This window comes from Bradyrhizobium sp. (genome assembly GCF_016219575.1).
Lineage (GTDB): Bacteria > Pseudomonadota > Alphaproteobacteria > Rhizobiales > Xanthobacteraceae > Bradyrhizobium.
Genome location: NZ_JACRMG010000037.1, coordinates 1 through 12105, shown reverse-complemented (window position 1 = coordinate 12105; position 12105 = coordinate 1). Strand labels below are relative to the sequence as shown.

Below are 12105 nucleotides of genomic sequence, written 5' to 3'. Positions count from 1 at the left end.
CGGCGATCTGGACTAGTCCGATGAACGTAACCGCGCCCCCCTCCGCCGCCTGGGCGGACACCCTGCTGCAATCCTTTGCGCAGGCCGGCTACGTCCATGCCGAGCCCGACATCCTGCAGCCGGCCGACCCCTTCCTCGACCTCTCCGGCGAGGACATCCGCAAAAGCCTGTACCTGACGACGGATGCGACCGGCGAGGAACTGTGCCTGCGGCCGGACCTCACCATCCCCGTGGCGCGGGATTATCTCGCCTCCGCTCGCGCCGGGCAGCCGGCCGGCTTCTCCTATCTCGGCCCGGTGTTCCGCTATCGCAGCGGCAGGAAGAGCGAGTTCCTGCAGGCCGGCATCGAGTCGTTCGGCCGGCAGGACCGCCCCGCGGCGGACGCCGAAATGCTGGCACTGGCGCTGCAGGCGGCCGGCGCCTTCGGCATCGCCGACGTCGAAATCCGCACCGGCGACGTCGCGCTGTTCAACGCGCTGATCGACGCGCTCGACCTCTATCCGGTGTGGCGGCGCCGCCTGATCAAGGATTTCAACCGCAAGATCAGCCTGACCGACGACATCGAGCAGCTCACCTTGAAGACGGCGCCCGGCCGCAACGAATATGAGGGCGTTCTCGCAGCCCTTGCCGGCTCCGACCGCAAGGCGGCGCTGGCGCTGGTCACCGACCTGATGTCGATTGCCGGCACCACCAATGTCGGCGGCCGCACGGTGGCCGAGATCGCCGACCGCTTCCTCGAACAGGCAACGCTGAAGGCGGGCGCACTGCCGCGCGATGCCATCGGCACCATCAAGCGCTTTCTTTCGATCGCCGGCGAGCCGGAAGGCGCTGTGGCGCAATTGCGCGCGCTGGCCGCCGACGCAAAACTCGACATCACCGCCGCCATCGACCAGTTCGAAGCCCGCGTCGGCTTCATGGCCGCGCGCGGCATCGGCATCAAGAAGACCCGCTTCTCGACTTCGTTCGGGCGCGGGCTGGATTACTACACCGGCTTCGAATTCGAGCTGCATCACAAGGGCAATGGCAGCGAGCCATTGGTGGCGGGTGGACGCTATGACGGGCTGATGACGCAGCTTGGTTCGCGCGAGCCCATTCCTGCCGTCGGCTTCTCGATCTGGGTGGATGCGCTGGTGAAGGCCGGCAAGAGCGGGGGCGCGCGATGACGGCCCCGTTCGTTCTGGCCGTGCCCTCCAAGGGACGCCTGCAGGAAAACGCCGAAGCCTTCTTCACCCGCGCGGGACTCGCGCTGGCCAAGCCCGGCGGGGCGCGCGACTATCGCGGCACCATTTCAGGCCTCGACAATGTCGAGATCGCCTATCTCTCGGCGAGCGAGATCGCCGCCAATCTCGCGCGCGGCGCCGTGCATCTCGGCGTCACCGGCGAGGACCTGGTGCGCGAGAGCATTCCAGACGCCGACAAGCGCGTGCTCTTGATCGACAGCCTCGGCTTCGGTGCCGCCAACGTCGTGGTCGCGGTGCCGCAGGCCTGGATCGACGTGCGCACCATGGCCGACCTCGACGACGTCACCACCGGCTTCCGCGCCCAGCACAATCGCCGCATGCGGGTTGCCACCAAATACATCAACCTGACGCGCAGCTTCTTTGCTTCGCACGGTATCGTCGACTACCGCATCGTCGAGAGCGCCGGCGCCACCGAAGGCGCGCCCGCGACCGGCGCCGCGGAGCTGATCGTCGACATCACCACCACGGGCGCGACGCTTGCCGCCAACGGGTTGAAGGTGCTCGACGACGGCGTGATCCTGAAGAGCCAGGCCAATCTCGTCGCCTCGCGCGAGGCCGACTGGAACGAGACCACGCGCGAAACGGCGCGCGTGATCCTCGACCACATCGCCGCCCGGGCGCGGGCCAGCAAGTACCGCGAGGTGCGCACGCGCTTCGCCGGCTGCAACGACAAGCTGCTGGGCGAGGCGCATAGCCGCTTCGGTGTGGTGGCCCCGTTCGGCGGACCGACCTCCTCGGGCATGCTGACGCTGCACTGCCCACCGGCGCAGCTTTACGCGCTCGGCAGCTTCCTGCGCGACCACGGGGCCGATACGGTCTCGATCGCCTCGCTGGACTATGTGCTTGACCGCCAGAATCCGCTGTATGCCCGGCTCGAGACATTTCTCGGCCGATGAACGGAATTTAACCCCGTTCATCGTGGCGACAGCTTGCGGCAGGTAGCATATGCTGTTGGACCATCACTGGGACCTGATCGATGAAGCTGGGTAGCGACGTTTCCGGACTGTCCACCACCGCGGCTAATGCTGCAGTGCAAGGGCTGTCGATCGTCGTCCCCGTCTACAACGAGGCGGCGGGGCTGGCCGCGCTGCACGCGCGCCTCGCCGGCCTCGCACGCACGCTGGCCAGGCGCTGGCAGCTTTCCTGCGAAGTGATCTATGTCGACGACGGCAGCCAGGACGACACGCTCAAGATCGCGCGCGCGCTGTCGCCCGACGCGCTGGACGTGCAGGTGGTGTCGCTGTCGCGCAATTTCGGCAAGGAGGCCGCGCTCGTCGCCGGCCTCGACCACGCCGGCCGCGGCGCAGTGATGTTCATGGACGGCGACGGCCAGCACCCGCCGGCGCTGATCGAACAGCTGGTCGGGCACTGGATCGATGACGGATATGACGTCGTCTATACCGCCAAGGCGCATCGCGACAATGAATCGTTCCTGCGGCGAATGGCCGTGCACGGCTTCTACGCCCTGATCAACTGGGGTGCGCGGCAGAAGATTCCGGAAGACGCCGGCGACTTCCGCCTGCTGTCGCCGCGGGCCGCCGCGGCGCTGCGGCAACTGCCCGAGCGCAACCGCTTCTTCAAGGGCCTGGCGAGCTGGATCGGTTTTCGCCAGATCCGCGTCGACTACGAGCCGGCGCCGCGCGCGCATGGCGTCACCACGTTCAACGCCGGCCGGCTGATCGGTCTGTCGATCGAGGGCCTCACCTCGTTCTCGGTGGCGCCGCTGCGCTTTGCCAGCCTGCTCGGCGTCGTGCTGGCGGGCGGTGCGTTCCTGTTCGGCCTGTCGATCGTCTGGGAAGTCTGGACCACCGGCAAGCAGGTGCCCGGCTATCCCTCGCTGGTGGTCGGCCTGATGACCATCGGCGGCGTGCAGCTGATCATGATCGGCGTGCTCGGCGAATATATCGGCAAGATCCTCAGCGAATTGAAAGCGCGGCCGATCTATTTCGTTGCCGAACACAGCGAGAAGCGCTCAGACGCCAAGGGTGGCGAGAAGGCCGGCGAAGCCGCGCCCGAACGGACCGCGGCGGAATGAATCGCCGGATCTGGCTGTGCGCCGACGATTACGGGATCAGTCCCGGCGTCAACCACGCCATCCGCGACCTGATCGCCAAGGGCCGCCTCAATGCGACCTCGGTGATGGTGGTGGGGCATGCGATCGGCCGCGACGAAGTCGCCGCCTTGCAGGACGTCGCGAGCGCGAGCCAGCGCTGCGCCATCGGGCTCCATGTCACGCTGACCGCGCCATTCCGGCCGCTGACCATGCATTTCAGGCCGGCCGATGGCGGGATGTTCCTGTCCCTGCCGACCATGCTGCAGCATGGCTTCGTGCGCCGGCTCGATCGCGAGATCGTCCAGTCCGAAATCGCGGCACAGTTCGCCGCCTTCCGCGACCTGTTCGGCCGCGCGCCCGACTTTGCCGACGGCCACCAGCATACGCAGCTCTTTCCGGTGGTGCGCGACGCCTTCATCGCGGCGACCGCCGCGCACGCACCCGGTGCCTGGGTGCGCCAGGGCGGACGCAACCGGCCGCTCCTGAAGCGGCTCAACTCACCCAAGGCGCTGCTGCTGGACGCGCTGAGCCGCCAGTTCCGCAAGCGTGCCGCGCGCGCCAACGTCACCTTCAATACGGCCTTTGCCGGCGCCTATGATTTCATGCGCAAGCCGGATTTCGCCGCCTTGATGCAGCAGTTCCTGCACGGCCTGCCGGAAGGCGGGCTGGTGATGTGTCATCCCGGTTTTGTCGATGAGACGCTGGAAGGCCTCGACCCGTTGACCACCCAGCGCGAACATGAACACGCGTTCCTGGCCAGTGAGCATTTCCCGCCGCTGCTGGCCGCGAACAAGGTGACGCTCGCGTGACATCGGGCAGGAAGACCACGGGTCAACTTGTCGCTTACCGAAATTTAATTCTGCGGTTCCCCCTGTTGGCGCCGAAATGCGCCCTTACATTCCCGGGCGCTTCGGTCCCCGGAGCGGAGGAGATTCGACATGACACCGCAGGAACGCCAACTGATTGACGATCTGTTCGACCGGCTTTCGAAGCTGGAGGGCTCGCCGCGCGATGCCGACGCCGAAGCTGCGATCATGAGCGGCCTGCGGCGCGCGCCGAATGCGGCTTACGCGTTGGTGCAGACGGTGCTGGTGCAGGACGAGGCGCTCAAGCGCGCCAACGCCCGCATCCAGGAGTTGGAAGGTCACGCTCCCGAGCCGCAGCAATCCGGCAGCTTCCTCGATTCCATGCGCGACGCGGTGTTCGGCCAAGGTGGTCAGTCCCAGGGCCAGCCGCCGCGCGGCTCGGTGCCCAATGCCGGCAGCCGGCCGATGTGGAACACCGGCCAGGCACTGCCGCCCGGCTACGGCCAGGCCCCGGGTCAAGCGCCCGGTTACGGCCAGCCCTATGGCACGCCGCAGCCCCCGCCGGTCCCCGGTGGCGGTGGTGGCGGATCGTTCCTCGGCACGGCCGCGGCGGCAGCCGCCGGCGTCGTCGGCGGCTCGCTGCTGCTCTCGGGCATCCGCGGCATGATGGGCGGCGGTCATCACCAGAGTTTTGGCGATACTGCGGGCCACAGCGGCGGCATCGAGGACCGCCGGCCGTGGGGCGATCGGGACGGCGGCAGCCTCGCCAAGGACGCCGGGATCAACGACATCGGCTCGTCCGGCCGCGGCGGCAGCGATTACGGCTCGCGCCAGGGCATGTACGAGCAGGCCTCGAACGAGGACCATGACGACGAGGATGACATCGACCACGATTCCGACGGCTTCGACGGCGACGGCGACAGCGATTACGCGTAAGCGTGGCGTGTGCGTCGGTTGCGTGGCGTGAAACGGAACGGCCGCCCGATCGGGAGGCCGTTTTCGTTTCACCCCTCTGCGAAGGCCCTGTGCGGGCTTTGTTCCGAAACGGACGTGGCGACCGCTTCGGACAGCGATACGGCAGGCGCTTGTCAGGCGCGAGCTAGCTAAGCTTCTCGTCTGGCTACCTCGAACGGTTCGGCTCGCTTGATGTTCCCAGCAGCTGCCATGCGTCGACTAATGGAAGAGTCCAGGCTGCGCCAATGTGGCCAAGCCATACAAGGCCAAGAACTGTTCCGGTAAGCATCAATAATGCCTCCCCACGGATACGGCGGCCCAAGGCCGCCGCAATCGCATTGGAACGCCGCCACCGCGCGGAGGGTCATCATCACCATCAAGTTGGCGCAAGGCTGCGATTATGTCGGCGAGTCGGATGGTGTGGTGTATCCCCGGTATCTCCCTCAACCCGGGGCAGGATTCGACCGCATACATATCGGAGGCCCATGACGACAAGACAACTTTCTTCTCTGGCGTGGAGAGCGCGTCGTCGTTCAAGACATCGGCCGGACAATCATAGTGAGCCGCTGGATGGAAAAGCGGATGCGTGCCGGTTTCAGCATTGATCTTAGCCATCTTCGTTCCCTCCTTACACTCCTTTCCAGGGACGGACTTACAATTGCGATGCGGCGCAGCCAGACGCTGCTCCTCACGTTAGGTTTGGGTATTGATTGCTATACGCCTGCCCCCCTCTCGCGGTTTGTCTGACTTCGGCAGCAGGATCGTCAAGACGCCGTCCTTGAACGATGCCTGAGCCTTGTCCTCTTGAACGTCGTCCAGCGGTATCCGGCGCTCAAAAGCTCCGTAATAGCGTTCGGTAAAGTACTTGCCTCCACCATCTCGCTCGGCCTTCTTCTCGCCGCGGATCGTCAGGACGCCGTTGACGATTTCGATCTGGACATCCTTCTCCGTCATGCCGGGCAATTCGGCCGAGATTGTCAGCGCCTGTTCGCTCTCGCTGAGTTCGACCTTTGGCCAACTGAAGCGCCCCTCCATCAGCGGTGACAGGCTCGCACTGCCAAAGCCGCGAAATACATCGTCGAACAGACGATTCATCTCGCGATGCAACGTCAGGAGCGGATCGAGGTTATCGCGCGCAGGCGCAAGCTCCTGGTTTTTTGTCCAGGGGATGAGATCACGAAAAGCCATGTTTCTTCTCCTTCGCTCATGGGCGGAAGTGTGGGCGCACTAGTACATCCACACTCCGTTCTTGATGCCTTGATCGCGTGCCTAGGCGGCTTTCCGCTGCTCGATCTGGGGCGAAGTAGAATTGCCGGTGCCGATCTCGATGCGTCGCGGCTTCATGGCCTCGGGAACCTCACGGACGAGTTCGATCACCAGCAGACCGTCCTGAAAGGAGGCCTGCTTGACCTGGACATGGTCGGCGAGATTGAACACGCGCCGGAACGGTCTCGCAGCGATGCCCTGGTACAAGTATTCGCGCGCATGGCCCTCGGGCTTCTGGCCTTCGATGGTGAGCGCGTTATGCTCAGCCGTCACCGTGATATCGTTGACGCCAAAGCCGGCCACGGCCGATGAGATCCGGTAATGATCTTCATTGGACCGTTCGATGTTGTAGGGAGGATAATTATCCTCGTTGGCGTGGCGAAGCGTGCTGTCAACCAGATCGGCCAGGTGATCGAAGCCGATGGTGGAACGCCACAAGGGCGCGAAGTCAAAGTTGGTCCTCATAACCAAGTCCTCCAGGGAGCAAGATGGATACGAAGGAGCGCAGGACACCGTCCGGCGCCCGGTTCAATGCCGGACCCGATCTGGCGCCCGACACCGCAAATTGCGGTAAAACAGAATTAGAAAAATGCAGGAGTGGTTTCAAGAGGAGTCCGCAATTTTTTTGCGCCCAGTCCAGGAAATCTCAGTCACGCCCCCAAGCGCCGCAGTTCCTCTTCTGCCCGTTCGGAAAGACGAGCCAGCCTGTAGCGGTCTTCGCCAGGAAGCTGTCGATTGTCCAATAGTTTATGGCAGTGCAAAACGACCCGGCGCTCGCTTTCGACCAAGAAAGCACGCACAGCGTCGGGAAGGGAGCGATCCAGCCCTTCCGGCGGCGTTGGACGGTTTGCCAGCTCGAGCATTCTTGCCTTCGACGCCATGGGGGCACGACTCGCGACGGTGCGCCGTGCCCCCGGAGATTCAGCTCACCCGCGGGAGATCCCGCTCGTAGTCGGATGGAAGCCGAAACTGGCCGGGTTGGATGCCGTCCGGCAGCAGCAGCGTATCAACCTTGAACAGCGGCGCATTCGGCTTCCAGCTCATCCAGCGCATCGATTCCAAGTAAGCAATAGGCGGGAGCGGTAGCTGATCCGTTCGATTGACTGCCTGCTTGGGGCTGCTGTCCAAGCCCCATGCATCGATTGGCGGCAGCGTCGCTGCCAACGCGAAGACGCCGGCAAGAAGTGTCCAGGCGCGGCGTTTGGAAGTCCCCGGCTGAGCGGAGACGAGCGTATTATTCCTGGTCATCTCATCCTCCTGTCGTTGGAAAACTGATCCATGCGATCGTGAGAAGGCTGAGGGCGAACATGAGCCAATGCACTACAGTCGCCCCGCTCTTGTGCGATCGTGATTGCATGCGTGTGCTCATCTGAGGCTCCTTTAGCTGTACGTTCCCTTCTCTTGCAGTAGTTGGGGAGCCCGGCCATCACCGGCCGGGCTCGATTTTGATCGATCAGAAGTCCATCGGCGGCGCGGCGGCAGCCGGCTCAGACTTCTTGGGCTTGTCGGCCACCAGCGCTTCCGTTGTGATCAGCAAGGCCGCGACCGAGGCCGCATCCTGCAAGGCGGTGCGAACGACCTTGGCGGGATCGATCACGCCAGCCTTCACCATGTCCTGGTATTCGCCTGTCGCAGCGTTGAAACCCCAATTGTAGCTGGAGTTCTCAAGCAGCTTGCCGACCACGAGAGACCCGTCCTCGCCCGCGTTCTGGACGATCTGTCGCGCGGGCACCTGAATGGCTCGGCGCACGATGTCGACGCCCGCCTTCTGGTCGGCATTGGCGGTCCTCACGCTTTCGAGCACTTTCAGCGAGCGCAGCAGCGCAACACCGCCACCGGGCAGGATACCTTCCTCGACCGCGGCGCGGGTCGCATGCATGGCGTCGTCCACCCGGTCCTTCTTCTCCTTGACCTCGACCTCGGTCGCCCCGCCAACCCGGATCACGGCGACCCCGCCGGCGAGCTTGGCCAGCCGCTCCTGCAGCTTCTCGCGATCGTAGTCGGAAGTGGTCTCCTCGATCTGCGCCTTGATTTGCGTCACGCGCGCCTCGATGTCCTTCTTGGCGCCGGCGCCGTTGACGATGGTCGTATTTTCCTTGTCGATCACGACCTTCTTGGCGCGTCCGAGCATCTTCAAGGTCACATTCTCGAGCTTGATGCCGAGATCCTCGGAGATCGCTGTTCCGCCGGTGAGGATCGCGATGTCCTCGAGCATTGCCTTGCGGCGGTCGCCGAAGCCGGGGGCCTTGACAGCCGCGACCTTCAAGCCGCCGCGCAGCCGGTTGACGACGAGCGTTGCAAGTGCTTCGCCCTCGACGTCCTCGGCGACGATCAGCAGCGGCTTGCCGGACTGCACGACGGATTCGAGCAGCGGCAGCATGGTCTGCAACCCGGACAGTTTCTTCTCGTGGATCAGGATGTAGGGATCTTCGAGCTCGACCCGCATCTTTTCCGCGTTGGTGACGAAATAGGGCGAGACATAGCCGCGATCGAACTGCATGCCTTCGACCACCTCCAGCTCGGTGTTGAGGCTCTTGGCTTCCTCGACGGTGATAACCCCCTCGTTGCCGACCTTCTGCATGGCGTCGGCAAGGAAGCGGCCGATTTCGGTATCTCCGTTGGCCGAGATGGTGCCAATCTGGGCAATCTCCTCGTTGGAGGTAACCTTCTTGGCGTGCGCCTTCAGATCCCCGACGATGGCCTCGACGGCAAGGTCGATGCCGCGCTTGAGGTCCATGGGGTTCATGCCGGCGGCAACCGATTTGGCGCCTTCCTTGACGATGGCCTGGGCCAGCACGGTCGCGGTCGTCGTTCCGTCACCGGCAAGGTCATTGGTCTTGGAGGCGACTTCGCGCACCATCTGCGCGCCCATGTTCTCGAACTTGTCCTCCAGCTCGATTTCCTTGGCGACAGTGACGCCATCCTTGGTGATGCGCGGCGCGCCGAAGGATTTTTCGATCACGACGTTGCGTCCTTTCGGACCCAATGTGACCTTCACCGCATTCGCCAGCATATCCACGCCCCGCAGCATCCGCTCGCGGGCCTCGGTGGAGAATTTCACATCTTTGGCAGCCATCTTGCCTGCTCCTTTCCCTTATGACTGTCAGCTTCGAAATCTTGTCAGGCAGCCTTCTTGAGCGTACCGGTCTTGTCGACCACACCGAGAAGGTCGCTCTCCTTCATGATCAGGTAGTCCTGGCCGTCGATCTTCACCTCCGTGCCGGACCATTTTGCGAACAGCACCCTGTCTCCCGGCTTGACGTCGACAGGGATCAGTTGGCCTTGCTCATTCCTCGCGCCAGGACCCGCAGCGACGATCTCGCCCTCTTGCGGTTTCTCCTTCGCGGTGTCGGGAATGATGATGCCGCCGGCGGTCTTCTCTTCGGCATCGATACGGCACACGAGCACGCGGTCGTGCAGTGGACGGAAATGCATGCACATCCTCCTTGTCAGGTTAGCGATGTCTAAAGGCCGGGTCCGGGAACCGGCCCCCGGGCGAAAAACGACCTAGGAAGGGAGAAAAAATCCTTCAAGGGGGTTCGCAAAAATTTTCTCACTCGCACCCGTTGGGTGCCAGAGGCTCTCTTGAACGGCGGTTGGACCGAACCAGCTAACCCGACGCGCGCCGTCAATCGTGGGCCGCCAAGCATATGTCAGGGAGATATCTATGCAGCTTTTGCGTCTGCTCGGACGACTGAGCGTCGCCTCCGGGCTCGTGTGGGTGCTGTGGGGGGCGCCGGTGAGTGCCCAGATTCCGGACCTCCATATTGGGCGCCTGCCTACCCTTGCACCTCTGGTCCGGGAGGTGACCCCGGCCGTGGTAAACATTTCCGTGCAGGGACGGGTGCGCGAGGACAATCCACTTTACCAAGACCCACTATTCCGAGAGTTCTTCAACGTCCCTCGGCAGCTGGAGAAAGAGGTCAGTGCGACCGGATCGGGCGTGATCGTCGATGCGCAGCGCGGCTATGTGCTGACGGCAAACCATGTCGTTGCCAATGCCACGGCTGTTCAGATAAGGACCAAGGACGGGCGTAAATTCGCAGGCCGGGTGGTCGGCCGCGATGCACCGACCGATATTGCCCTGCTCCAGGTCAAGGAACCCACCGGGCTCAAAGCCATCATGCTCGGCGACAGCGATGCACTGCAGGTCGGCGATTTCGTGATCGCGGTGGGCAATCCTTTCGGCCTCGGGCAAACCGTCACCTCTGGTCTCGTCAGCGCGCTCGGACGCACCGGGCTGGGCAAGCATGGCTATGAAGATTTCATCCAAACCGATGCGGCCATCAATCCCGGCAATTCCGGCGGGGCGCTGATCAGCCTGAGAGGCGAATTGGTCGGTATCAACACCGCGATCATTTCGCCGGGCGGCGGCAATGTGGGGATCGGCTTTGCCGTTCCCATCAACATGGCGCGAAAGGTGATGGAGCAACTCGCTGAGACCGGCCGGGTCGAGCGCGGACGGATAGGCATCGCGCTGGAGGATCTGGAAATGCCTTCCGCGCGATCGCTGCAGGGCGCCCGGATCAAGGAGGTCAGCCCCGGCTCACCGGCGGAGCGCGCGGGCTTGCGCCGCGGCGATATAATTCTGAGGGCCAATGACATTCCGATCCGGAGCGCCACGCAGATGCGTAACATTATCGGGCTCACGCCGGTCGGCCAGCAGGTCCGGCTTACAATCGAGCGCGAGCGGGTCACCGAAAGCGCAACAGTGGAGGTGGTTCCGTTGAACGAGACCAGGCCGAGAGCGCGTGGGCCGAGCTGAACCGATGTCGGCTCACGTCTCATCGCGAAAACCGAAGACTCGCCTCGGCCCGGACGCATCGAAAGACGGTCGCCCGATCAGGCGGCCGTCTTCGTTTCACACCCCTGCGAAGCGCTTGCTCGGGCTCAAAGTGAGCGAGCCTAAGACCTGACCGCAGTCCAGTTTCCCGAACAGTTGCGCGCGGTCCAGGTACCGGAGGCTGTGCCGGAGGCGCGGGTTACCCCCTTGAACAGATAGTGCTTGCCCAAGATCACCATGTCACCGTTCGTAGCGCCGCTGCGGGCTATATTTCCGGTGGCGCCGCCGGAAATGACCCCGTTGGAAACCTGGACTCTCCAACCGAACCGGCCGATGCAGGAGCCGACGCTCACCCCCGCCCAGTTCCCGTCGAATGACCCCAGCGGCGGTGCTTGCGCTCCGCGGCGCGGCGGCTGGCTCGCGCGCCTGGCCGGCTGCTTCCTCGCGACGGGCTGCTCTTCGCCGCCGATGATCGATTTCTCACGATTGCCGATCGTTCCGCCGGTGCTTCCCGCCTGCGCGAACGCGGCCCCGATGGACGGCACTGACATTGCCGCGGCGATCAACGCGATCGCACCGCAAGTGAAGGCGCGCATTGGTAAATCCCCTCCCCAACTTCGCAATGCCCCGACCTTAGCGGGAGTCGAGGACGAAAGCACCGAGCGACCGCCTAAGCTGGCGGCCTCTTTCATAACCATGTGGGGCTCATAGCGGAAGCCGAATGCAAAGCGGCCGCCCGATTGGGCGGCCGTTTCGATTCTTTCCGTCGCCCCGGCGCGGGCCGGGGCGCATAACCACGAATGCACGTGGTCATGTACAGCTGTAGCTCCAGCGTATTCCAACAATCGACGACGCTGGTTGATGGGTCCCCTGAGTTCACAAACGAAGTGCAACACTTCCTTAGGGAGGTGTTGCCATGGGGCGGAGTTACGATCAGCTTTCCCTGGACGATCGATGCGAGATTGCCCGCCTTTCGGCCAATGGCAGCTCGATTCGGCAAAT

The 12105-nt window shown here is 63.9% G+C and carries 14 protein-coding genes; 6 read left to right on the top strand and 8 right to left on the bottom strand.

Going from position 1 to position 12105, the window contains the following annotated elements; translation table 11 throughout:
* Positions 1-20 precede the first annotated feature (20 nt).
* The 5 genes from HZB49_RS27250 to HZB49_RS27230 all read left to right on the top strand — a co-directional run bounded on the left by HZB49_RS27250 (position 21) and on the right by HZB49_RS27230 (position 5036).
* Entirely contained in the window at positions 21-1163 is a 1143-nt protein-coding gene (locus HZB49_RS27250; protein ID WP_291617097.1) for an ATP phosphoribosyltransferase regulatory subunit, read from the top strand.
* Complete coding sequence (hisG, locus tag HZB49_RS27245; protein WP_291617095.1) at positions 1160-2137, top strand: ATP phosphoribosyltransferase; 978 nt, start codon at positions 1160-1162, stop codon at positions 2135-2137. Before HZB49_RS27250 ends, hisG begins: the two co-directional genes overlap by 4 nt.
* Positions 2138-2217: 80 nt before the next feature.
* Positions 2218-3276, top strand: a complete 1059-nt coding sequence (locus tag HZB49_RS27240) for a glycosyltransferase family 2 protein (RefSeq protein ID WP_291617093.1) — start codon at positions 2218-2220, stop codon at positions 3274-3276.
* Positions 3273-4103, top strand: coding sequence for a ChbG/HpnK family deacetylase (locus HZB49_RS27235; protein ID WP_291617091.1), 831 nt, complete (start codon positions 3273-3275; stop codon positions 4101-4103). Before HZB49_RS27240 ends, HZB49_RS27235 begins: the two co-directional genes overlap by 4 nt.
* Positions 4104-4232: 129 nt before the next feature.
* On the top strand, positions 4233-5036 hold the full coding sequence (locus HZB49_RS27230) for a DUF2076 domain-containing protein (RefSeq protein WP_291617089.1): 804 nt from the start codon (positions 4233-4235) through the stop codon (positions 5034-5036).
* A gap of 306 nt (positions 5037-5342) precedes the next feature.
* Here the strand turns inward: HZB49_RS27230 and HZB49_RS27225 are convergent, their stop codons facing one another.
* The 7 genes from HZB49_RS27225 to groES all read right to left on the bottom strand — a co-directional run bounded on the left by HZB49_RS27225 (position 5343) and on the right by groES (position 9755).
* On the bottom strand, positions 5343-5669 hold the full coding sequence (locus HZB49_RS27225) for a hypothetical protein (protein WP_291617087.1): 327 nt from the start codon (positions 5667-5669) through the stop codon (positions 5343-5345).
* Positions 5670-5747: 78 nt separating this feature from the next.
* Positions 5748-6242 (bottom strand): Hsp20/alpha crystallin family protein, encoded by a 495-nt coding sequence (locus HZB49_RS27220; RefSeq protein WP_291617085.1) that lies wholly within the window; start codon positions 6240-6242, stop codon positions 5748-5750.
* Between the two features lie 81 nt (positions 6243-6323).
* Complete coding sequence (locus HZB49_RS27215) at positions 6324-6785, bottom strand: Hsp20 family protein (protein WP_291617083.1); 462 nt, start codon at positions 6783-6785, stop codon at positions 6324-6326.
* 185 nt (positions 6786-6970) lie between these two features.
* Positions 6971-7183, bottom strand: a complete 213-nt coding sequence (locus HZB49_RS27210; RefSeq protein WP_291617081.1) for a hypothetical protein — start codon at positions 7181-7183, stop codon at positions 6971-6973.
* 58 nt (positions 7184-7241) lie between these two features.
* Entirely contained in the window at positions 7242-7568 is a 327-nt protein-coding gene (locus HZB49_RS27205) for a hypothetical protein (protein ID WP_291617079.1), read from the bottom strand.
* A 205-nt stretch (positions 7569-7773) separates the two neighbouring features.
* Complete coding sequence (gene groL, locus HZB49_RS27200; protein ID WP_291617077.1) at positions 7774-9396, bottom strand: chaperonin GroEL; 1623 nt, start codon at positions 9394-9396, stop codon at positions 7774-7776.
* Positions 9397-9440: 44 nt separating this feature from the next.
* Positions 9441-9755: a co-chaperone GroES gene (gene groES, locus HZB49_RS27195; RefSeq protein WP_291617076.1), complete on the bottom strand. Its 315-nt coding sequence runs from the start codon at positions 9753-9755 to the stop codon at positions 9441-9443.
* Positions 9756-9987: 232 nt separating this feature from the next.
* Here groES and HZB49_RS27190 point away from each other — a divergent pair, with 232 nt between their 5' ends.
* Positions 9988-11085, top strand: coding sequence for a trypsin-like peptidase domain-containing protein (locus tag HZB49_RS27190; protein ID WP_291617074.1), 1098 nt, complete (start codon positions 9988-9990; stop codon positions 11083-11085).
* 140 nt (positions 11086-11225) lie between these two features.
* On the opposite strand, the gene HZB49_RS27185 is transcribed toward HZB49_RS27190, so the two are convergent.
* Complete coding sequence (locus tag HZB49_RS27185; RefSeq protein WP_291617072.1) at positions 11226-11699, bottom strand: hypothetical protein; 474 nt, start codon at positions 11697-11699, stop codon at positions 11226-11228.
* Positions 11700-12105 lie beyond the last annotated feature (406 nt).

Bases quoted from the DNA above. Each gene is read 5' to 3' on its own strand.
- HZB49_RS27240 (WP_291617093.1), top strand. From the start codon at position 2,218: ATGAAGCTGGGTAGCGACGTTTCCGGACTGTCCACCACCGCGGCTAAT.
- HZB49_RS27230 (WP_291617089.1), top strand. From the start codon at position 4,233: ATGACACCGCAGGAACGCCAACTGATTGACGATCTGTTCGACCGGCTT.
- groES (WP_291617076.1), bottom strand. From the start codon at position 9,755: ATGCATTTCCGTCCACTGCACGACCGCGTGCTCGTGTGCCGTATCGAT.
- HZB49_RS27225 (WP_291617087.1), bottom strand. From the start codon at position 5,669: ATGGCTAAGATCAATGCTGAAACCGGCACGCATCCGCTTTTCCATCCA.
- groL (WP_291617077.1), bottom strand. From the start codon at position 9,396: ATGGCTGCCAAAGATGTGAAATTCTCCACCGAGGCCCGCGAGCGGATG.
- HZB49_RS27210 (WP_291617081.1), bottom strand. From the start codon at position 7,183: ATGCTCGAGCTGGCAAACCGTCCAACGCCGCCGGAAGGGCTGGATCGC.
- HZB49_RS27205 (WP_291617079.1), bottom strand. From the start codon at position 7,568: ATGACCAGGAATAATACGCTCGTCTCCGCTCAGCCGGGGACTTCCAAA.
- HZB49_RS27250 (WP_291617097.1), top strand. From the start codon at position 21: ATGAACGTAACCGCGCCCCCCTCCGCCGCCTGGGCGGACACCCTGCTG.
- hisG (WP_291617095.1), top strand. From the start codon at position 1,160: ATGACGGCCCCGTTCGTTCTGGCCGTGCCCTCCAAGGGACGCCTGCAG.
- HZB49_RS27220 (WP_291617085.1), bottom strand. From the start codon at position 6,242: ATGGCTTTTCGTGATCTCATCCCCTGGACAAAAAACCAGGAGCTTGCG.
- HZB49_RS27235 (WP_291617091.1), top strand. From the start codon at position 3,273: ATGAATCGCCGGATCTGGCTGTGCGCCGACGATTACGGGATCAGTCCC.
- HZB49_RS27215 (WP_291617083.1), bottom strand. From the start codon at position 6,785: ATGAGGACCAACTTTGACTTCGCGCCCTTGTGGCGTTCCACCATCGGC.
- HZB49_RS27185 (WP_291617072.1), bottom strand. From the start codon at position 11,699: ATGCGCGCCTTCACTTGCGGTGCGATCGCGTTGATCGCCGCGGCAATG.
- HZB49_RS27190 (WP_291617074.1), top strand. From the start codon at position 9,988: ATGCAGCTTTTGCGTCTGCTCGGACGACTGAGCGTCGCCTCCGGGCTC.